Source organism: Candidatus Pelagibacter communis (assembly GCF_001179845.1).
GTDB lineage: Bacteria > Pseudomonadota > Alphaproteobacteria > Pelagibacterales > Pelagibacteraceae > Pelagibacter > Pelagibacter ubique_Q.
Window position 1 is genome coordinate 81,114 of record NZ_CVSB01000026.1, and the last position, 20,998, is coordinate 102,111.

A 20,998-nucleotide genomic window follows, 5' to 3' on the forward strand; every position below is an offset into this window, starting at 1 on the left:
AATACTAATCTATACCGAGATGTTTTTTTCTTTTTCCAACCCAAGTTCTAATTAAGTTATCAAAAATTAAACCTATAAATGCAACGCAGATACCTAAAGTTAAACCGATTCCTGCCCCATTTTTATCTGAAAGTGCTTTTAAGATATACTGACCAAGATCCTCTGTTCCAATGAAGGCTCCTATTATCACCATGAATAAAGCAAAAACAATTGTTTGATTTAGACCAAGCATCATGTGTGGGAATGCTAGTGGAAATTCAATTTTTGTTAATCTTTGAAATTTATTAACTCCAGACATTGTTGCGGCCTCATGCAAACCAACCGGAACGCTTCTTAAACCTTCAATTGTGTACCTTGTTGCAGGAATTGTGGCATAAACAATTACTGCAATTAATACAGAAGTATCTGTAATCCCAAAAAGCATCATCACAGGAATTAGATATACAAATGATGGGAAAGTTTGAAAAATATCACAAACCCCTAGCATAAACGCAGCGGATTTTTTATTCTGAAAACATAAAGTGCCAACTGTAAATCCTATCAAACAAGAAATAACTACACCAAAAGTTGCCATATATAATGTAACTAGCGCTCTATCCCACCATGGGCTTAATGCTATAAATAAAGTTAAAGCAGCAACAACTAATGCTGAACGAATTCCTCCAATTAAATACCCTGCACCAACTGCTAGTACCAATGTAGCAACTGCAGGCATTCTTAAATATAAAGCTCTCATCGGCTGAAGCACATCTTGAATTAACCATGTATTGAATGCTTTAATATACACGAAGAAAGTATCAAAAATCCAATCAACTCCTTTATTCCAAAAATCTGCTGTTGATATTCCTTTGTTATGTGGAATTTCAAACAAGTAATTAAAACTACCTTTGAAAATAAAAGTGCCAACATATGCAAGAATTATTCCAATTACGAATGAAGCTGCAAAAAATATTACGTTTTTATTTCTTTGGAAAAATGTCAGATTACCAAAATAATCTGTTTGTTTATTTGCCCAAGCTAAAGACATTTTATCAAGAAGAATTGCAATTAAACTAATACACAATCCTGCTTCCAATGCTAATCCAATATTAAGTTGGTTCAAAGCTAATAATAAGTTAAATCCTAAACCTTTTGCACCAATGAAAGCAGATATGACTGCCATTGAAAAACAAACCATAATAACTTGGTTAACTCCAATTAAAATATCTCGTCTTGCTGTAGGAATTAACACCTTGAGCATTAGTTGCCAATTTGTACACCCACTCATTCGTCCTGCTTCAATAACTTCTGGAGGTATAGCCCTTAAACCCAATATTGTAAGTAATATCATTGGCGGAACTGCAACAACCATAGTAATTATTACAGCAGCATGATCTCCAACTCCAAATAGAACAAGTGCAGGAACTAATACAGCGTATTGTGGCATTGTCTGCATCACAAGAAGAATTGGGTACAATGCTTTTTCAATACGTTTGCTTTTGTAAGCTGCAATACCAAGACCTAAACCAAAAATAAATGAAAGTGGAGCCGCAACAAGTATAAAAGACAGTGTTTGCATTGAAGGTTTCCATTGACCAAATATAGAAATATAGATCATTGTTAAACCTGCAAACAAAGCTAATCCTTTTCCACTTAATTTATAAGAAAGTATCGCTGCTCCAGCTGCAACAATAGTCCAAGGTAAACCTGGTAACTCTAACCAAGGATAAGCATCAATAAAATCCCAACTAGTGAATGCAACAATAGTTTCTAAGCCCCCCAATAAAATTTCTCTAATTAATTCAATTAAAAAAGTCATGAATGCAGTTAAATTTCTACTTATCTGTAAAAGTATTGGTCGAGTTTTAAATTCTTGAGTATCTTCGTTCCAAAACTCCATTGGCATCCACTCATTCATTAAGAAAAATAAAGAATCATTTATCCAAATAGGCAACCATCCTAGAAGTGGAGGTAATCTCCAAAATACATCAAAGGCATAATACCTAACCTCTTTACCTAGAAAAAAGTAAACACTTTGGTTTGGATCTTTAACAAATTCTGCCTGGCCTCTTATAAATTTATAAGTTTCAGGAACATCAATAGCAAAACATAAGGCAAAAAATACAATTAACAAAAATAACCATTGAAATAATTTTGGATATTTTTTTAAATACTCCATATTTTAACTACCGTTTTTTCTTCCTCCAAAAACTGTATCTATTATTTTTGAAGGTTTAATTGATCCTACAATATTATTATTTGAGTCAACTACTCCTACTAATTTTTCTTGAGTAAGTATTTTTTCTGCAACATTTTCTATAATTTCATCTTTTGATACTTTTAAATCTCCTAAATCATCTTTACTTGAAGCATCCATTACATCCTCAATAATCAAAACCTTCTCTCTCGGCACTTCTTCGGTAAACTTTCTTACATATTCAGTTGCTGGGTTTAGCACGATATTTGCGGGTGTATCTAATTGTTCAATTATACCATCTTTCATAATCGCTATACGATCAGCTAACTTTAATGCCTCATCAAAATCATGGGTAATAAACATAATTGTTTTTTGTAATTTTTCCTGAAGTCTTAAAAACTCATCTTGCATTTCTTTTCTTATTAATGGATCTAATGCAGAAAAGGGTTCATCTAAAAACCATATATCTGGTTCCACAGCTAATGATCTTGCGATCCCTACTCTTTGTTGTTGCCCGCCTGAAAGCTCTCTTGGAAAATAGTTTTCTCTTCCGTCAAGTCCAACTAGTTTTACCATTTCCATTGCTCTATTAATGCTATCTTCAGTATTGGTACCTTTGATCTGTAGTGGGAAAGCAATGTTTTCAACTACTGTTTTATGAGGTAACAAAGCAAAGCTTTGAAAAACCATTCCCATTTTATTCCTTCTAAGCTCAATAAGCTCTTTATTATTTAGTTCTAATAAATCTTGACCTTCAATAAAAATTTTTCCACCAGTAGCATCTGTTAATCTTGAAATACATCTTAGAAGTGTTGATTTGCCTGAACCAGATAGTCCCATTACTACCAACATTTCTCCTTTGGCAACTTCAAAAGAGGCGTTGTTTACTCCAACTATACATCCTTTTTCTTGGAAAGTTTTTGCATCTACATTACCGTTAGACTCTTCAAGCATCTTTTTGGCATTTTCTCCAAAAATTTTGTAAACCGATTCACATTTGATTACAATTTCAGACATAAATTTTTTTAAAGTTATCTTAAATTAAATAAAATTAAAATGTTAATAATTGTTACCTTTCTTAATTAAAAATTTTTAATAAAATAAACTCTAGTATCAATTCCTGTGCTTAAAAAACTTAAAGCTTCTCCACTTATAGTAATACTTTCATCAACACCTACATTATTTCCACTAACCGTAAAACCAGCAAAACATTTGCCTTTTTCTTTGTCCCATTTTACAAAAGTTTCATCAATTTTATTTCCATTAATTGTATAAAGCTCATGTGCTCTAAAATTTAAAAAATTTGCACCCATTATTGCTCTTTGTGGAATTAGTTTTGTAGCTTTACATACCTGTTCATATACCTCATCTGTCAATTTATAGTGATCTGTGCCATCAAATGAAACTAATATTCCTGAAGGCAATTTAGATATTAATTCACTAAGCTTTTTTTCCTCAGCAATTCTTTCTTCTTCTAATTTCATTCTTTTTACTAAGTCATCACCTTGACCAAAAATTCCATTTAAAATGCTGAAAGACATAATCACTACAAGAGTAATAATTATGAGACCAATAAATTCTCTTATTGATTCATGTAAAGCTTTTATTTTATTAAGATAATTTTCTTTTGACATTATTCTTGTAACTTACCGTTTTTCCAAATGCCTGATTTTTGTTTTCCATCTGCCCAAGTAAATGTTCCTTGGCCATTCATAAAACCTTTGGACCACTCTCCTTCATAAGTAGACCCGTCAGGAAAAGTTAAAGTTCCTTGTCCGCTCCATTCACTATTCTTAAATTCCCCTTTATAAATATAACCATTAGGCCATGTTTCGATACCTTGACCTTGTTTTTTTGTGCCAACCCACTCACCTTCATAAGTAGTTTTATCTGTATAAACCCATTTACCATAACCGTTTTCACAGTTGCCTTCTTTACAACCAGTGCTTCTTGCTAAAACAGAGGACGAAGCTAATAACCCTATAATTATAGTAATAATAATTTTATTCATTTTAATATTTTACACAAAATCATTTAAAAAAAAATCAGACTTTTTTTTCCCTTTTTTTACATGAATAGAAAAATATATATTTTTCTGAGTTTTCACTTTTAATATTTTTAGTAATTTCATGGATTAATTCACCTGATTTTCTAGTTACAATAGCAGATTCTGAATAATTTTTTTCTGCATCAATTGCTTTAAATAAAACAACATCTTTATTAACAATTTTAACGTTTAGTTTTGTAGATTTTGAAAGAAATAAAGAAAGCCCATCTATAAAAAGTGTTTCGGGTTTTATTGCTTTAATTTGAAATTTATCTAAATCCTTGTCTTTTAATTCTTCTGGTAAAAAAGTTTTGTAATTATATTCTAAATTTTTAATTATTTTTTTTTCTAGCTTACATTTTAAACTTAAATTAATATTTTCTTGTATATTTATATTTTTTGCAAAAGATAAATTAAAAAAAAATAAACTTAATAGAACAACTAAAAAAAATTTTTTAATCATAGTTAGTCATACTTAAAAAAAATCTCCCCCAACTACGTTGGGAGAGATTATAAATTTAAACTTTTACCTTATTTGGTAAATGCTTGCCAAACTGACTTATTATCAGCTAACCATTTTTTAGCTGCATCTTCGTGAGTCATTTTGTCAACGTCAACTAAAGCTGCCATTGCACCAATTTGACTTGTAGAGAATGACATTTTCTTAAACGCTGCTGCTGCATCAGGATGAGTTTTTGGGAAATCCTCATGAACTGCTTTTTTCAAGTATCCATCAGGAGAACCACATTTACCATCTCCACCATCTTCTGGTCTGCAACCAGCTGTGTATGGAGGGAAGTCAATAAATGTAAAACCAGCACCATCTGTAAAGTTAGGCGTCCAGTTGAAGATAATTGTTCCTCTTCCTTCTTTTTCAGCTGCAGATAATTCTGCCCAAAGTGCATCAGCACTTCCAGCAAATTTAACCCACCATAAGTCACCTAAACCTAGTGCATCAACCCTTTGTGGAATTAAGTCACCATGCCAAGTTTGTGGACCTTCCAACATTCTTCCTTTTCCATCTGGAGAGTCAGGTGTTGTAAAGTTTTTTGCACAATCTGGATTTTTTAAAGCTGTCCAATCTGGTAGACCTGGGCATAATCCTTTTTCAGCAACCCAGTTTGGATATCCCATATCCTCAAGAGTTCTTGCTTCATGATCACCCCAATCTAATAAACCACCTTTATCTAAAGCAGTAGTAAATGATTTACCGAATGCAGATTCCCATACCTCGTGAGATATAGTTACATCTCCAATTCTAATTGACTCATAAACTGCTTGTGAGTCAGCGTTTACGTATTTTACGTTATTACCCATACTTTCGAAAATTCCACCAATAACATAAGCCATTACAATTTGAGATGACCAGTTATGTGTTGGGATTACGATGGGCTTTTTGCTATCAGCATTTGAAATTCCTGCAAAACTTACAACAGAAATAACTAGAGCAGATAGTAAAGATATTATTTTTTTCATATATACCCCTCTATTATTAATATATTAATACTTAAAGTATGTTCCTATTTAAAGTTATAGTCAACTCGTTTTGATTATATTATGGTCTCACTTAAATTTAAAAAATGTTAGGCACAAGCAAAGATATCAAATATCCTGGTTTGAATATTTTACCACCTGGAGTTGAAAGACATGTTGTTAATGGTGGTGGTCTAACTGGTTTTCAGATTTTTCCTGATGATGAAGTAGAAATAATCAATAATGAAGGAAATCAAATATGTGAGATTATTTGTTTTGGAAAAGATGGAAATTCAGATCTTGGAATTTTAAATCTTAAATCAAACAATGAAAAAAACTTTATAAGAAATATTCTTAATGGGAATGATGAAACAATTTTAGCGACCAACTATCAGTTAAAAAAAAGAAATTTAAAAATTTCTAATTCAAAATCATCAATTATATTTGATCTAGACGCAGAACCTGGTGAAAAAATTAAATTAAAATCAAAAGATAAATGTTACGCAATATTTTCAGCACCTGGCGAAGATATGGATGTTACAAAACAAAATCCACCAACTGATTTAACTATATTTGTTAAAAGAGCTAAAATTGTTAATGATAAGGAATTAAATGTAATTCCTGATCCTGTTTTCGAACCTACTTACGAAGAAAATATAAATAAAGAAACTTCAATATCTTATGAGGTTAAAGAAGGAGATTATATTCAGGTGATAAGTCCAACTGGCAGACAATGCTCTGACTTTGTGGCTTTCGACACAAGAAAATTAGAAAAAGGAATTGAAAAAGGATTAGACTGGCAAACCACGAGAACATTCATGGGTAATACTTTCCCAGGACCAGGTTTGTTCTCTAAATTTTATGATACAGATCATGAGCCACTTGTTGAAGTAATAAGAGATACTGTTGGTAAACACGATACTTTTAATCTTGCATGTACTTCAAAATATTATGAAGATGCGGGGTATTTTGGTCACCCAAACTGTTCGGATAATTTAACTGAAAGTATGTCGAAATATGGTGTTCAGAAACAAAAAGGTTGGCATGCAATTAATTTATTTTTTAACACCTCAGCTGGAGGATTGAATTCTGTTATTTCTGATGAATCTTATTCAAGGCCTGGAGATTATGTAATGTTTAAGGCTTTAAAAGATTTAACAATAGGAACAACTGCATGTCCAAGTGATATAGATCCTTGTAATTCATGGAATCCTACAAATATATTTGTTAGAACTTACGATAAAAATAAAGAATTTAGAAAGTCATTTGGTTTTAGAATGAAAACAGACTCTGAAAATAAACTTACTAGAAATTCTGGCTTTTATGAAAGAACTTCAAAATTAACTAGAAACTTTGTTGATGCTAGAGGTTTTTGGCTTCCAAATGATTACACCAAGCATGGTTTGGTTAATGAGTACAACGCTTGCAGAAATGATTCTGTATTAATTGATCTATCATCACTAAGAAAATTTGAAATAATTGGTCCTGATGCTGAAGAGTTAATGAATTACACTCTTACAAGAAATATAAAAAAACTTTCTGTTGGACAGGTTGTATATTCTGCAATGTGTTACGAAAATGGAATGATGTTCGATGATGGAACTCTTTTAAGATTAAGCGAAACAGGTTTTAGATGGATATGTGGAGATGAGTATGGTGGAGAATGGCTTAAAGAAATTGCAAAGAAAAAGAATTTTAATGCTATTGTGAAAAACTCTACTGATCAAATTAGCAATGTATCTTTGCAAGGTCCAAAAAGTAGAGAAATTTTAAAAAAAATTATCTTTACACCACCTACACAGCCTTCGATAGATGAATTGGGCTGGTTTAGATTTACAATTTGTAGAATAGAAGAGCTTCAAGGTATTCCGTTAATTGTTTCTAGAACAGGTTATACTGGTGAGTTAGGTTATGAAGTTTGGTGTCATCCAAAACATGCTCCTGAAGTTTGGGATAAATTAATGGAAGCAGGTAAAGATGATGGATTGATACCAGCAGGATTTGCTGCCTTAGACAAACTAAGAATTGAGGCAGGTTTAATTTTATATGGCGCAGAGTTTGATGGAGAGCAAGATCCTTTTGAAGCTGGTATTGGTTTTGCCGTTCCACTGAAAACAAAAGAAGAAGATTTTATTGGTAAAGAGGAATTGATTAAAAGAAAAGCTAACCCACAAAAGAAATTGGTAGGCCTAGAACTTAATGGAAAAGAAATAGCAGGACACGGAGACTGTGTTCATATTGGAAGATCACAGGTTGGTATAGTTACCAGTGGATGCTTGTCCTCTACTTTGAATAAAAATATTGCTCTTTGCAGAATAGATATTCAATACTCAGAAATCGGTACTGAAGTTGAAATAGGTAAAATCGATGGTCATCAAAAAAGGATTGGTGCTAAAGTTGTTGGTTTTCCATTCTACGATCCAACCAAATCAAGAGTCAGAGCTTAAAAATAATGCCAAAAGAAAAAAAGACGTTATTAGATTTTTGGGAAGATCAAATGAGACAATCTCACACCGCTAGTAACTATTTTTTTAGAAAATCTCCTTCTCACTATCATATGATGTTATTAGTTATGTCTGCACATAAAGAAAATAAAAAACTATCTGTAGAAGAACTTAAAACTAAATTATTTAAAACATCTAGACCAAAATCTGCATTAATTATTACTGAAGCTTGTGAAAAAGGATTCTTTCGTCTTGAAAAAACATCAACAGACCAAAGGATAAAAAATATAATTCCTAGTGATTCATTTATTAAAGAATTTAATGAATACCTGGATACCTTAAAAAATATAAGTTATTAGCGATAAATTTCATAAAAATCGAAATATCTAAATTATATATATAATTTTTAGTTCTATAAAAAATTATATTAATTACTATTTGCAAAAAATAATGTTTTCACATGACGACATTACCTTCGAAAGCAAAAGTAGTTATAATCGGTGGTGGAATTCACGGTCTAAGTACTGCTTGGAAACTTTCTGAAACTTACAAAAATCCTGGTGACATCGTTGTCTTAGAAAAAAAAGATACTGCTGCTGGTGCAAGTGGAATTGCTTGTGGAGTTGTAAGAAATAATTATTTCCAACCAGCAATGAGAGAATTAATGGCTCACTCAGTTTCTGTGTGGGAAAGTGATCCTAAAGCATTTAAATATAACCCAGTTGGTTATTTACAAATATCACCTGAGGTAATGCACGAAGATGTTGCAACTATTTACGAACAACAAAAAGCTATTGGATACGAGTCAGTATTTATAGAAGGTGAAAAAGATTGTTCGAATTATATGAAGGGTATTTTTGATGATTGGCAAGCACAAGGTATTACTTCTGTACTTCATGAAAAAAAAGGTGGATACGCGTTTAACAAAGATTCAATTAAAGCACTAGAGAGTAAATCTACATCAAATGGTGTGCAAGTAATGAAAGGTGTAAAAGTTACAGGATTTAAAAAAGGAAGTAACAGTCAAGCTGTTACAGGAGTAGAAACAGACAAAGGTACAATTGAGTGCGAACAGGTTGTTATCGGTGCAGGTCCATGGGCGAGAGATTTTTGGAATATGTTAGAGTTACCTAAAACTGCTAACATTAAAGGCAAAGACGGTAAAATGCATGTAACAGATATGTGGACATATTGGATGTTACAAGAAGGTGTTATTGGTGTTGAACCTGATTTTTTGAAAACAAATGATGGCAAACAACCACCTGTAGTTCATGTAGATTCGACTGCTCCGTTATATTCAGACAAAACTAAAAAATTATTAACAGATAAAATTTGGGGAATTTATTACAAACCTGACATTGAAGGTTTAGGTGTTCAAGGTGGTACTTCACCTTACATAGTCAAAAAACATTTTGATCAAGTTAATGTTGATCCTTATGGAATTGAGTCACCTGAATATCAAACAACTGATGCATTTAGTGAAATGTGGTGTTCAGCTTTAGCACATTGTCAAAAAAGATTTGAAGGTAAATCTGATTTATATAGAAAAGGACCTTCGGGTGGTCTTGGATGCATGACGCCAGACTCTTTTCCAATTTTTGATAGATTTTTTGAAAACGTTTACATGATTGCAGATGCAAACCATGGATACAAAATGATTGGTGTTGGTGAGCTTGTTGCAAAAGAAATTCTTGGTACTGAAAGTGATTTATTAAAACCATTTAGATTCAACCGTTACGAGAAGGGAGAACTTCACCCTACTTCGAACAGTCCGTTTCCTTGGAGCTAGACTCTAAGCCTAGACACAAATAAATTTTTCAGCTACGTTTGAATAAATTAAATTCATTGAGGGGTGAAAATGACAGATCTAGAAAAACACGTTAACCAACCTGGACGTGCAAAATTAGTAAAAGACGTAAGAGCTAAAATTAAAGAATTAGGAATAACTTATATTTATTTTCAATTCATTTCAGTCACTGGAAGAGTTGTTGGAAAAGGTATCCCTGCTGACCATTGGGAAAGAACTGCAGAAAAAGGTTTTCAATTAGTTTATGGTTCTACTGCAAATTTATTCTTAGATCGTCATAATAATTACATCGGCTACGGACCAGAAGCTATGGAGCTTGTGGGAATTCCTGATCCAGAAACTTTCGTTCAATTACCTTGGGACAAAAGAGTTGCAAGAGTATTTTGTACATGTTTCAGAAACAGAGAAGAACGAGAAAATCCAGGTGGTCATTTAACTTCTGACTGTAGAGGAAATTTAAGAATTTTCATGGATGAATTTAAAAAGAAACATGGATTAGAATTAAGAGTAGGTACAGAGCCTGAAATGATGTGGTTAACTAAAAACGAAGATGGAACACCTTCAGGAAAAGGTTTCTCAAAACCTTTCTGTTACCATATTGATCAATTTGAGTCTTTAAGACCAGTATTTATGAAAGTAATAGAATACGCTAACGCAATGGGTCTTGATATGATTCAGGGTGACCATGAGGATGCACCAGGTCAATTAGAATTAAACTGGACTTACGATAACGTTTTAAGAAATGCAGATAGATTATCTACTTACAGACAAATTTGTGCTCAAGTTGCAAGAGAACATAATTTAATTGCTTGCTTTATGACAAAACCTTTTATGGGTGTTTCTGCAAGTGGATGTCATACAAATATGTCTTTATGGAAAGGTGGAACTGTTAAAGTAAATAAACTTGGCCATAAATCTTTACCAGGGGTTGATGGAGTGTTTAGTTATGTTGAGGGTGGAACAAATACTTTCATGCCTGATACAAAGGATATGCAAATGCCAGGTAAAATTGGTTTACAATCTATTGCAGGTATCATGAAACACTTGCCAGCATTAACGGCTCTTGGATCTTCAACTGTAAATTCTTACAGAAGATTATGGGATCAAGGATTTTGGGCTCCTGTTTACGCTGACTGGGGATATCAAAACAGAACTTGTGGTTTAAGAGTTTCTGCTCCAGGAAGATTTGAGTATAGATCAGTAGACTCGATGCACAATCCTTACTTATTAGGTGCTGCTTTATTAAAAGCTTGCGATGAAGGTATAAGTAAGAAAATGAAACCAGCAGCTCCAGAATCTAGAAATATTTATGAAGCTCAAAAAGCTGGTAAAGATGTTAAAAAACTTCCATTAAGTTTAGGTGAAGCTTTGGATAGACTGGCAGAGGATGAAGTAATCAAATCTGCAATGCCAGATGAAATGTATAAAGTTTTCCATTGGTACAAAAACGATGAGTGGGAAAGATTTCTTGGTGCAACAACACAATGGGATCTGGATACTTATCTTGATTGTCTACCGTAGGTCACAGAAATAGATAGAAAGGGTATAAATATATGTGTGGGATAGCAGGTTTAATTCATAGAGGAAAATCTTCTAATGTTGGAAGTGAATTGCAAGGCATGCTTCAAGCATTAAAACATAGAGGAGAAGATTCAACAGGTTACGCTTTATATGGCGATACTGATGGTAAAAATTTCATCATGCGTTTTAAAGTTGGAGAAAACGTTGGAGAAGGAAGTTCATCAGTTATGGAGGATGTATCTGTTTACGATGAAAGAAAAAAAATTGTAGATGAAACTCTTTCTGAAATGGGAGCTAAAATAGTTAAAGAAGAAAGAACTCTTCCATACTCTTTAAGGTATGAAATTGACTACAATGTTAAAGACCTTTTGGAATTTTCACAACGTATAGAAAGTATTCCAGGTGTTGAAATTCTTTCTATGGGTAAATCATTAGAAGTGATTAAAGATCTAGGAAACGCTAAAATGGTTTGTGACAGATATAGCTTAGATAAAGTTGTTGGAACACATGCTATAGGTCATGCTAGAATGGCTACAGAGTCTGGTGTAGATATCAAATCTGCCCACCCTTTCTGGGGATATCCATTTAGCGATGTATCTGTAGTTCATAATGGACAATTAACAAACTACTGGAATAACAGAAGAGTTTTAGAAAACAAAGGTATGAGATTTATGTCTGAGTGTGACTCAGAATTAATTGCAGTTTACCTTGCTGAAAAAATGAGAGATGGAGCAACTTTAGAAGAAGGAATGAAAGCATCTTTAACTGGTTTAGATGGTGTTTTTACTTACTTTGTTGCAACAAAAGACTCTTTAGGAATGGCAAAAGATACTATGGCTGCAAAACCTTTGGTCTTATATGAGTCTGATGATTTGGTTGCTATGGGGTCTGAAGAAATTGCAATTAGATCTGTATTACCACAAGAAATTGATACATATGATCCGTTTGATGGGGAGGTGAAAGTATGGCAAATCTAAAAACAGTTTCAAAAAAATCAAAAGCCCAATCAATGGGTATGCACACAGAAGTATTAACAGGAAGAACTCAACAAAAATTCTTTAATCCTGATGAAGCAGAAAACTTTTATTACTTTGGTACATACGATGTAGATTTCAATAAACGAACAGAGCTAGATGTTAAAGACATGACAGCTCCTGAGGCTAATAAAGAAATCGATAACTTAATGAGCCAAGGATATGGAACAATAGTTATTAAAAACCCTCAAGGTAAACACAGTCTTGGAGTTGGTATTTTGAATAAACTGAATTTAATTTTTGAAGGAAGTTTAGGATACTTTGGAATGGGTTCTTGTGATGGTCCAATAGTTAGAATTAATGGAAGAGTTGGATGGTCATGTGCAGAAAATTTAATGGCTGGTAAAGTAGTAATCGAAAAAAATGCTGGATCTTGTTTTGGCGCAGCAATTAGAGGTGGGGATTTAATTTGCAAAGGTAGTGTTGGTGCCAGAACTGGTATTGATATGAAAGGTGGAACTATAATAATTGGTGGTGACGCTGGTGCCTTTACTGGTTTTATGATGCAAAGAGGTAGAATTATTATCCTTGGAGATGTAGGGATAAATTTAGGTGACTCGATGTACGATGGGACAATTTTCGTAGGTGGAGAAATTGGATCATATGGTAGTGATGCTGTAGACGCTGAGTTAACTAAAAGTGATCAAGATTGGCTAAAGAGAAAATTAAAAGTAGCTGAGATTGGTGAAAATTTTGACGTTAGTAAAATGAAAAAAATTGTAGCAGGTAAAAAACTTTGGAATTATGACAATTTGGAACCTACAGAGAAGAAGGGAGCAATATAATGCCTAAGAAAAAATCTAAAAAAGTTAAAAAAAATGGAAAAGGTGTTGGTGGAAAAGCTGATGTCCATGCACATGAAGAAGGTAAAAGAAATAAAAGTTTATTAGGTCATAATGCTATCTTCACACCTGAAGTAATAGACGACATTCATATTAAATCTCAATTAGGAAGATACAGAATGCGAGGAATGGCATTGATGAAAAAAATTCCTACATTTGATGATTTAGTTTTCTTACCTGGAACACTAACTAGATTTGTAATCGAAGGTTACAGAGAAAAATGTGAAACGAAAACTGTTATTGGACCAAGATGTGAAAATCCAATTGAGTTAGATATTCCAGTTTATATTACAGGAATGAGTTTTGGTGCCCTTTCTTATGAAGCAAAAACTGCTTTAGCAAGAGGAGCAACTATGGCAGGTAGTGCTACATGTTCTGGTGAAGGTGGAATGATACCTGATGAGAGAAGATATTCTGAAAAATGGTACTACCAATGTATTCAATCAAGATATGGTTTTAATCCTCATCATGCACAATTAGCAGATGGTATTGAAGTATTTATTGGACAGGGTCAAAAAGTTGGAATGGGCGGACACTTAATGGGTCAAAAAGTTACTGACCAAGTTGCTGAGATGAGATCATTACCATCTGGTATTGACCAAAGATCTCCAGCGAGACACCCTGACTGGTTAGGACCAGATGATTTAGCTTTAAAAGTAGAAGAGCTAAGACAATTAACAAAAAATAAAGTGCCAATTCAATTAAAATTAGGTGCATCTAAAGTTTATGATGATGTGCGTATGGCTGCAAAATGTGACCCTGACTCTATTTACTTAGATGGAATGGAAGGATCTACTGGAGCAGGTCCACATATCGCTGCTGCAAACACTGGTATTCCTGGTATTGCTGCAATTCGAGAAGCTAGAAGAGCAATCGATGATGTTGGAAAAACTGGAAAAGTAACATTAATTTATGCTGGTGGAGTAAGAGACGGTGCTGACATGGCTAAAGCTTTGGCTCTTGGAGCTGATGCAATAGCTATTGGTACAGGATCAATGATTGCATTAAACTGCAACAAAGATATCCCAGAAGCAAACTTTGAAAAAGAAATGGGAGTAAAAGCAGGTGAATGTTATCACTGTCATACTGGACGTTGCCCAGTTGGTGTTGCTACTCAAGATCCTAAATTAAGAGCAAGATTAAACCCTGATGATGCTGCATTAAGAGTTTATAACTATCTTCACTCAATGACTTTAGAGGCTCAGCTTTTAGCAAGAGCTTGTGGTAAAACAAATATCCACTCTCTAGAGCCTGAAGATTTAGCTGCTTTAACATCAGAAGCATCAGCTTTAGCAAAAGTTCCGTTAGCTGGAACTAACTACACAGTTGGTGTTGATAACTACCACAAAATATAGAGGTAACTATGCCAAAGAAAAAAAATAAAAAAGTAGCAAAAACAAAAGAGATCAAAGGTCAGTTAGGTAAAAAGAAAGAGACTGCCAGAGAAAAAATGATTGGTCAGTCTATTGGTTACAGATACGATGTTAATCTTTTACCTGACTATTCTAAACTAACTCCTTTTCTTAAGAAATATATAGAAGCAATGGGATGGGATGATTTAAATTGGTTGGAAGATGTACATATGGGCTATGAAGAAGACAGACCTGCGGTATTCTGTAGAAATGCAAATGGATGGGTTACAATTCCGAAATCAATAAAACTACCAAATAATCAGCAAGATAGAGATATGATTGCAAGAGAACTTTTGGTTAAGTTTCAAATGTCTCCAAAACATCCACTTGTTGATTTAAAAAAAGCTTATTTAAAATTTTAATAATTCAATTAAGAGTTGATTATTTTTAAAAACCTAGTGAATATACTAGGTTTTTAAACCTTTTTATATTTGTATCGAATCACAAAATTTAATAGGCTTCCATAAACTAATATGGAGAGAGAATATGACTGATCAGTTAGGTGCTCTTACAACCATATTTACAGAATTTTACTACTGGGTAACAGTAGTGCTGATGTTCTTAATTCACGTCGGTTTCTGTATGTATGAAGTTGGAGCTTCTCGATACAAACACCATCAACATACTCTTATGAAAAACACTATGCTGATACCTTTGGTAACAGTAACTTGGTTTTTCTTTGGTTGGTGGATTTATTGGGCATTCCCAACAGGACCGGGAATTGCGCCTTCAATAATGAATGAAAGCACTGCTCTAATCACAGACGAGTCTGCGTTTAGTGCTACATGGTACACAGCAACAAGTGAGTTAATGGCTGTCAATTTAGGAGACCACATTTCTGGTGTCTTCTGGGCTGCCTTTTTATTATTCTCATGGACTGCTGCATCTATTGTTTCAGGAGCAATCATTGAAAGAATTACAACTTTTGCATTTGGTATTTTAGCCATCGCAATTGGTTCAGTATTTTGGACAATTGATGCTGCTTGGGGATGGCATTTTGATGGATGGATGCTTAAAATTTTAGGATATCACGATGCCTATGCATCGGGGGTAATTCACGCAATCGCGGGTGGATTTGCTCTAGGTGTTCTAATGGTTTTAGGACCACGAATTGGTAAATTTTCATCAAGTGGTGAACCAAGAAACATTGGACCAAGAAATCCTTGGCTAGTTACAGTTGGATTATTTTTAATTTATACTGGATTCTGGGGATTTTATGCTGCATGTAACATACCTATTTTTGACCTAGGACCTGAATACGGTATGGAAGGTGTAACTTATTGGACAGCTACAAACATATACGTAACCCCTACTACACTTAGTGGTATTACTTTTAACTTCCTGATGTCGTTATCAGGTGGATTATTAGCTGGTTATTGGATTGCTAAAGGTGATCCTTTCTGGACTTACTCAAGTGGACTAGCAGGTGTTATCTGTGCTTCAGCTGGAAATGATTTATATCACCCAATTCAAGCAATGATCATTGGTATGATCGGTGTTGTGATTGCATACAAACTACATTACTGGGTTGAACGTAAGTTCAAAATTGATGATGCAGTTGGTGCAGTAGCAGTACATGGTTATGCTGGATTTGTTGGTCTAGTAATTTGTGGTTTTGTTTTAAATGGTTATCCATCATCTGGTTACAGTGTTGGAGCTATGTGGGATGGAACTACTTATGCTACTATTAACCCATTAGGACAATTTCTAGGAGCAATAATAATGTTCGTAGTTCTTGGACTAATACCAGGCTATATCATAGCTAAAGTACTTAACGGTATGGGTAAACTAAGAATCCCACGTGAAGTAGAGATAGCTGGATTAGACTATGAAATGATGGAATCTGCTAAAGAAGATGAAAAAGCAGTTTCATCTGCAACCAGGTAAAGGAGAATAATATGGCTACAGTATCAAACTGGATAGATCATCTTAGTGCTGAGGAAGTTGCCGGAGCAATTTACCCGGGAGCTGGTTCAGTAGAAGGAATGCTGGTCATTATTGGTATTATTTTATGGGTTGGTTGGCACGTTCTTACAGCAAGATCTGAAAGTGAAGAACTTTCAAGACTTGCAAAGAAGAGGCATAGTGCTAACGATCATAAAAGCAATATTACTGACTGGTAATTTAAATTAAAATTTGGGCGCTACTTAAATGTGGCGCCCTTTTTTATATTCAATATTCATGGAAGATAATAAAGAAGAACTAAGACCCTCAAAAATGAGAGGTGTAGCATTTCCTAAGGCTAAGTATGGTGCAATACTAGCTGTAATTGTAATTATTGTTGTGAATTTAATTTATTATAAAGAAACAATTTTATCTTTTTTTAAATAATTGTGTTAACCTAAATTGTGTCTAAAAATTTATTTCAAATTGCCAAACAAAAAAAAATTAAATATTTTTTAATAAGTTTTGTAGATTTATTTGGTGTACTAAGATCAAAATTAGTGCCTGCTCACGCGATAAAGGATATGCAGAATGCAGGAGCTGGTTTTGCTGGATTTGCAGCATGGTTAGATATGACACCTGCTGACTCAGACATGTTTGGAATTCCCGACCCAGATAGCTTAATTCAGCTTCCTTGGAACAAAGAAGTTGGATGGTTAGCATCTGATCTATGGATGAATGGCAAACCAGTAGATGCATCACCTAGGGTGATGTTAAAAAATCAAATAAAAAAATTAAAAAAACAAAATTTAACAATGAAATCGGGCGTTGAGTGTGAATATTTTTTAATTTCACCTGACGGAAACTCAATTGCAGACCCAAGAGATACACAATCCAAACCTTGTTATGACCAATCTGCATTAATGAGAAGATATGATTTAATTAAGGAGATTTGTGACTGTATGATTGAAATGGGATGGGGCCCTTATCAAAACGACCACGAGGATGCTAACGGTCAATTTGAAATGAATTGGGATTATTCAGAATGCCTAAAAACTGCAGATAGACATACCTTTTTTAAGTTTATGGTAAAAACAATTACTGAAAAGCACGGATTAAGAGCAACATTTATGCCTAAACCATTTGGAAATTTAACCGGTAATGGTTGTCATGCTCACGTATCAGTTTGGCAGGATAATAAAAATAAATTCTTAGACAGTAAAGATAAACTTGGATTAAGTAAAATGGCCTATAATTTTTTAGGTGGAGTAATTAAAAATGCTTCATCTTTATCTGCGTTTTTTAACCCAACAATCAATAGTTATAGAAGAATAAATGCACCACCTACAAAATCTGGAGCATCGTGGTCACCGAGTAGTATTTCGTATACAGGTAATAATCGAACACACATGATCAGAATTCCTGATCCAGGAAGATTTGAATTAAGATTAATGGATGGTTCTGCTAATCCTTACTTATTGCAAGCAAGTGTTTTAGCAGCTGGTCTGTATGGTTTAAAAAATAAAGTTGATCCAGGTAAACCTTTGGATTGTAATATGTATGAAGACCACGCTAAATATCCAGACTTACCCAAACTACCTGATGAACTTGCACAATCATTAAATTTATTAAAAAATAATAAAGATATGAATGATGCTTTTGGCAAAGATGTAATTAATAGTTATATAAAATTAAGAAGTTCAGAAATGAATGAATTCAAGTCAAAAAATAGTTTTGATAAAACAAAAGATGTTACAAAGTGGGAAAAAGATAATACTCTAGATTGTTAGTACATGACTATATTATCTAACGGTCATCAATGGAAATACACAGAATTTACTGATAATAAAAATTATTCATTTAATAAAAAAGAAATTCTTAATTCTTTAACCTCAGAAGAAATTGATGATGCTTATAAGAGTATTTCTAAGTGGAAAGGTTATTCTCCTACTCCTCTGCTTTCTTTAAATAAACTTTCAAAAGAATTAAATTTAAACAAAATCTTTTATAAAGATGAAAATAAAAGATTTGATTTAAAATCTTTTAAAGCTTTAGGCGGAGCTTATGCAGTAGAAAAAGTAACCAAAGGAAATAAAGATATAGTAGTAGCAACAGCTACTGCAGGTAATCATGGAAGATCTGTTGCGTGGGGGGCTAAAAGATTAGGTCTAAGCTGTAAAATATTTATTAGTGAATTTGTGAGTGATGCAAGAGGCAAAGCTATGTCTGCACTTGGAGCAAATGTAGTAAAAGTAAAAGGCAATTATGAAAAATCATTGATTGAATGTATAAAACAATCTACTGAAAACAATTGGCAAATAGTTCAAGATGTTGCTTGGAAAAATTATACGATTGTACCTAAGTATACGATGGCAGGTTATACAGTCATGATGAAAGAAATAGCTGATCAAATCCAAGAGGAGAAAATAACCCACATCATTTTACAGGCAGGTGTTGGTGGCATGGCTGCTGCTATGGTTGCAGGTATTGCAAGATATTTAAATCATATTCCAATAATTATAGTTGTTGAACCTGATAGCGCAGCATGTGTAATGGAAAGCATTAAAACTGGAAAAATAGAAAAAATAAATATTAAAAGAGAAAGCTTAATGGGTGGTATGTCTTGTGGCGAAGTATCATTAGTCCCATGGGAAATACTCAAAAATTCAGTTAAACATTGTATTAGCTTACCAGATGATGATATTGCAAAAACTATGAAACTACTTGGAAATTCAAGCTTTAGTGATGATAAAATAGTTGCAGGAGAAAACTCAGCACCTGGCGTAATCAGTCTGATTACGAGTTGTGAAGATCAAGCAATTAAAGAAAAATTAGATCTAAATGAAAAATCTAATGTTTTGGTTTTTGGTTGTGAGGGAGATACTGATCAAGAAATGTATCAAAAGTTAATTAACCAAAATTAAACCAATGAGTAGCAAAGGTATTTTTTGGATAAGAGAGGATTTCAGAATTGAAAATAATCCTGCTTTATCTTTTGCGACACAAAATCATGATAATGTAATTGCATTATATATTTATAATAACAATGATTTTGACAACAAAAGAGAAGCTCAAAAATGGTGGGTTTTTAAATCTCTAGAAACTTTAAAAAAAGAATTATCAGATTATAAAATTAATCTTGAAATAGTAAAAGGTGACGAATTAGAAATTTTTTCTAAATTTAATAAAAAGGATAACCTTTCAGTTTATTGGAATAAAATTTATGAGCCAGATGTTATAGCCAAAGGAAAAAAAATACGTGACTTATTTGTTAAAAATAAAATCAATTATAAATATTTCAAAGGAAATATTTTAAATGAATTTCAAGAGATAACAAAAAATGATGGAACCCCCTTTAAAGTGTTTACTCCTTTTTGGAGAAATGCGGAGCAAGTTTATTTAAATAATCCTCTAAGTAAAAATTATATTGTTAAAAAGAGAACAAAAAAGATTTCATTTTTTAAAAAGTGTATTGAGCCAAATGATATTTTGCCAAAAAAAGATTGGTATAAAAAATTTGATAAATATTGGAAAGTCTCAGAAAATGATTCAAAAAAAATACTTAAAAATTTAATTGAAAATAAAATTAAAGATTATGGAACTTCTCGGGATATACCATCTATCGAAGGAACCTCTAAATTATCTCCCTACATCAAACATGGCCAAATTCATGTAGGCAGTATTTGGAAAAAATGTTCTGAAATTAAATCAAAAGGAATTGGTTATAGAAAATATATTAATGAACTTGGTTGGAGAGAGTTTTCACATAGTTTAATTAATTATTTCCCAGAATTCTTAAAAGGAAATTTTAGAAAAGAATTTGATAAATTCCCTTGGGCAAAAAATGAGAAATTCTTAAAAGCATGGAAAAGAGGAATGACCGGTTATCCTATTGTAGATGCAGGTATGAGAGAACTATATGAGACTGGATGGATGCATAATAGAATAAGAATGGTTGTTGGTTCATTTTTAGTCAAACATTTGAGAATTAATTGGACTGAAGGTGAGAAGCATTTTAGAAATTGTCTACTAGATTTTAATAAAGCAAATAATGTTGCTCAATGGCAATGGGTTGCTGGCTGTGGGGCAGATGCAGCACCTTATTTTAGAATATTCAATCCAATACTTCAGGGTGAAAAATTTGATAAAGAAGGCAATTATGTAAAAAAATGGGTTCCTGAACTCAAAAATGTACCAAACAAATTTATTCATAAACCATGGGAAATGGAATTAAAGTATCAAGAAGCTATAAAAACAATTATTGGTAAAGATTACCCGGGACCTATTGTTGTTCATGAAAAAGCTAGAGCTGCAGCTCTTGAAGCATTTCAATCTTTGAAGAAAAAATAAATTTAATT

20 protein-coding genes are annotated in these 20,998 nt (G+C 33.0%); 14 read left to right on the forward strand and 6 right to left on the reverse strand.

Annotation, left to right across the window (positions count from 1 at the left end):
- Positions 1-4 precede the first annotated feature (4 nt).
- The 6 genes from AMN81_RS01835 to AMN81_RS01860 all read right to left on the reverse strand — a co-directional run bounded on the left by AMN81_RS01835 (position 5) and on the right by AMN81_RS01860 (position 5,699).
- The gene (locus AMN81_RS01835) at positions 5-2,158 is read right to left on the reverse strand and encodes an ABC transporter permease (RefSeq protein ID WP_072090438.1); all 2,154 of its coding nucleotides are present in this window, start codon (positions 2,156-2,158) and stop codon (positions 5-7) included.
- A gap of 3 nt (positions 2,159-2,161) precedes the next feature.
- Positions 2,162-3,193, reverse strand: a complete 1,032-nt coding sequence (locus AMN81_RS01840; protein ID WP_072090439.1) for a quaternary amine ABC transporter ATP-binding protein — start codon at positions 3,191-3,193, stop codon at positions 2,162-2,164.
- A gap of 65 nt (positions 3,194-3,258) precedes the next feature.
- Positions 3,259-3,810, reverse strand: coding sequence for a hypothetical protein (locus tag AMN81_RS01845; protein WP_072090440.1), 552 nt, complete (start codon positions 3,808-3,810; stop codon positions 3,259-3,261).
- Positions 3,810-4,187 carry an MORN repeat-containing protein gene (locus AMN81_RS01850; protein ID WP_072090441.1) on the reverse strand — a complete coding sequence of 126 codons (378 nt, stop codon included), beginning with the start codon at positions 4,185-4,187 and terminating at the stop codon, positions 3,810-3,812. The genes AMN81_RS01845 and AMN81_RS01850 overlap by 1 nt, the downstream gene beginning before the upstream one ends.
- Before the next feature lie 34 nt (positions 4,188-4,221).
- Positions 4,222-4,686 (reverse strand): hypothetical protein, encoded by a 465-nt coding sequence (locus AMN81_RS01855; protein ID WP_072090442.1) that lies wholly within the window; start codon positions 4,684-4,686, stop codon positions 4,222-4,224.
- Between the two features lie 68 nt (positions 4,687-4,754).
- Positions 4,755-5,699 (reverse strand): ABC transporter substrate-binding protein, encoded by a 945-nt coding sequence (locus AMN81_RS01860; protein WP_023854169.1) that lies wholly within the window; start codon positions 5,697-5,699, stop codon positions 4,755-4,757.
- Positions 5,700-5,803: 104 nt separating this feature from the next.
- Here AMN81_RS01860 and AMN81_RS01865 point away from each other — a divergent pair, with 104 nt between their 5' ends.
- The 14 genes from AMN81_RS01865 (at position 5,804) to AMN81_RS01925 (ending at position 20,990) form a co-directional block, all read left to right on the forward strand.
- Positions 5,804-8,143, forward strand: coding sequence for a DUF1989 domain-containing protein (locus AMN81_RS01865; RefSeq protein ID WP_072090443.1), 2,340 nt, complete (start codon positions 5,804-5,806; stop codon positions 8,141-8,143).
- Between the two features lie 5 nt (positions 8,144-8,148).
- Complete coding sequence (locus AMN81_RS01870; RefSeq protein ID WP_072090444.1) at positions 8,149-8,499, forward strand: hypothetical protein; 351 nt, start codon at positions 8,149-8,151, stop codon at positions 8,497-8,499.
- Between the two features lie 101 nt (positions 8,500-8,600).
- Positions 8,601-9,929, forward strand: a complete 1,329-nt coding sequence (locus AMN81_RS01875; protein ID WP_072090445.1) for an NAD(P)/FAD-dependent oxidoreductase — start codon at positions 8,601-8,603, stop codon at positions 9,927-9,929.
- A 69-nt stretch (positions 9,930-9,998) separates the two neighbouring features.
- The gene (locus AMN81_RS01880; protein ID WP_072090446.1) at positions 9,999-11,468 is read left to right on the forward strand and encodes a glutamine synthetase family protein; all 1,470 of its coding nucleotides are present in this window, start codon (positions 9,999-10,001) and stop codon (positions 11,466-11,468) included.
- A 32-nt stretch (positions 11,469-11,500) separates the two neighbouring features.
- A complete protein-coding gene (locus AMN81_RS01885; protein WP_072090447.1) occupies positions 11,501-12,445 on the forward strand; it encodes a class II glutamine amidotransferase domain-containing protein in 945 nt (314 codons plus the stop codon).
- A complete protein-coding gene (locus AMN81_RS01890) occupies positions 12,433-13,287 on the forward strand; it encodes a GltB/FmdC/FwdC-like GXGXG domain-containing protein (protein WP_072090448.1) in 855 nt (284 codons plus the stop codon). Before AMN81_RS01885 ends, AMN81_RS01890 begins: the two co-directional genes overlap by 13 nt.
- Entirely contained in the window at positions 13,287-14,699 is a 1,413-nt protein-coding gene (locus tag AMN81_RS01895) for an FMN-binding glutamate synthase family protein (protein ID WP_072090449.1), read from the forward strand. Before AMN81_RS01890 ends, AMN81_RS01895 begins: the two co-directional genes overlap by 1 nt.
- An 8-nt stretch (positions 14,700-14,707) precedes the next feature.
- Complete coding sequence (locus AMN81_RS01900; RefSeq protein WP_072090450.1) at positions 14,708-15,118, forward strand: hypothetical protein; 411 nt, start codon at positions 14,708-14,710, stop codon at positions 15,116-15,118.
- A gap of 124 nt (positions 15,119-15,242) precedes the next feature.
- Positions 15,243-16,643 carry an ammonium transporter gene (locus tag AMN81_RS01905; RefSeq protein WP_072090451.1) on the forward strand — a complete coding sequence of 467 codons (1,401 nt, stop codon included), beginning with the start codon at positions 15,243-15,245 and terminating at the stop codon, positions 16,641-16,643.
- Positions 16,644-16,654: 11 nt separating this feature from the next.
- Entirely contained in the window at positions 16,655-16,879 is a 225-nt protein-coding gene (locus tag AMN81_RS01910; protein ID WP_072090452.1) for a hypothetical protein, read from the forward strand.
- A 58-nt stretch (positions 16,880-16,937) separates the two neighbouring features.
- Positions 16,938-17,087, forward strand: a complete 150-nt coding sequence (locus AMN81_RS06370) for a hypothetical protein (protein WP_179850556.1) — start codon at positions 16,938-16,940, stop codon at positions 17,085-17,087.
- Between the two features lie 17 nt (positions 17,088-17,104).
- On the forward strand, positions 17,105-18,430 hold the full coding sequence (gene glnT, locus AMN81_RS01915) for a type III glutamate--ammonia ligase (RefSeq protein WP_072090453.1): 1,326 nt from the start codon (positions 17,105-17,107) through the stop codon (positions 18,428-18,430).
- Positions 18,431-18,433: 3 nt separating this feature from the next.
- A complete protein-coding gene (locus AMN81_RS01920) occupies positions 18,434-19,564 on the forward strand; it encodes a diaminopropionate ammonia-lyase (protein WP_072090454.1) in 1,131 nt (376 codons plus the stop codon).
- 4 nt (positions 19,565-19,568) lie between these two features.
- Positions 19,569-20,990, forward strand: coding sequence for a cryptochrome/photolyase family protein (locus AMN81_RS01925; protein WP_072090455.1), 1,422 nt, complete (start codon positions 19,569-19,571; stop codon positions 20,988-20,990).
- Positions 20,991-20,998: the final 8 nt, after the last annotated feature.

Bases quoted from the DNA above. Each gene is read 5' to 3' on its own strand.
- AMN81_RS01905 (WP_072090451.1), top strand. From the start codon at position 15,243: ATGACTGATCAGTTAGGTGCTCTTACAACCATATTTACAGAATTTTAC.
- AMN81_RS01865 (WP_072090443.1), top strand. From the start codon at position 5,804: ATGTTAGGCACAAGCAAAGATATCAAATATCCTGGTTTGAATATTTTA.
- AMN81_RS01860 (WP_023854169.1), bottom strand. From the start codon at position 5,699: ATGAAAAAAATAATATCTTTACTATCTGCTCTAGTTATTTCTGTTGTA.
- AMN81_RS01880 (WP_072090446.1), top strand. From the start codon at position 9,999: ATGACAGATCTAGAAAAACACGTTAACCAACCTGGACGTGCAAAATTA.
- AMN81_RS01925 (WP_072090455.1), top strand. From the start codon at position 19,569: ATGAGTAGCAAAGGTATTTTTTGGATAAGAGAGGATTTCAGAATTGAA.
- AMN81_RS01850 (WP_072090441.1), bottom strand. From the start codon at position 4,187: ATGAATAAAATTATTATTACTATAATTATAGGGTTATTAGCTTCGTCC.
- AMN81_RS01835 (WP_072090438.1), bottom strand. From the start codon at position 2,158: ATGGAGTATTTAAAAAAATATCCAAAATTATTTCAATGGTTATTTTTG.
- AMN81_RS01920 (WP_072090454.1), top strand. From the start codon at position 18,434: ATGACTATATTATCTAACGGTCATCAATGGAAATACACAGAATTTACT.
- AMN81_RS01840 (WP_072090439.1), bottom strand. From the start codon at position 3,193: ATGTCTGAAATTGTAATCAAATGTGAATCGGTTTACAAAATTTTTGGA.
- AMN81_RS01875 (WP_072090445.1), top strand. From the start codon at position 8,601: ATGACGACATTACCTTCGAAAGCAAAAGTAGTTATAATCGGTGGTGGA.
- AMN81_RS01870 (WP_072090444.1), top strand. From the start codon at position 8,149: ATGCCAAAAGAAAAAAAGACGTTATTAGATTTTTGGGAAGATCAAATG.
- AMN81_RS01910 (WP_072090452.1), top strand. From the start codon at position 16,655: ATGGCTACAGTATCAAACTGGATAGATCATCTTAGTGCTGAGGAAGTT.
- AMN81_RS06370 (WP_179850556.1), top strand. From the start codon at position 16,938: ATGGAAGATAATAAAGAAGAACTAAGACCCTCAAAAATGAGAGGTGTA.
- AMN81_RS01885 (WP_072090447.1), top strand. From the start codon at position 11,501: ATGTGTGGGATAGCAGGTTTAATTCATAGAGGAAAATCTTCTAATGTT.
- AMN81_RS01845 (WP_072090440.1), bottom strand. From the start codon at position 3,810: ATGTCAAAAGAAAATTATCTTAATAAAATAAAAGCTTTACATGAATCA.
- AMN81_RS01895 (WP_072090449.1), top strand. From the start codon at position 13,287: ATGCCTAAGAAAAAATCTAAAAAAGTTAAAAAAAATGGAAAAGGTGTT.
- AMN81_RS01900 (WP_072090450.1), top strand. From the start codon at position 14,708: ATGCCAAAGAAAAAAAATAAAAAAGTAGCAAAAACAAAAGAGATCAAA.
- AMN81_RS01890 (WP_072090448.1), top strand. From the start codon at position 12,433: ATGGCAAATCTAAAAACAGTTTCAAAAAAATCAAAAGCCCAATCAATG.
- AMN81_RS01855 (WP_072090442.1), bottom strand. From the start codon at position 4,686: ATGATTAAAAAATTTTTTTTAGTTGTTCTATTAAGTTTATTTTTTTTT.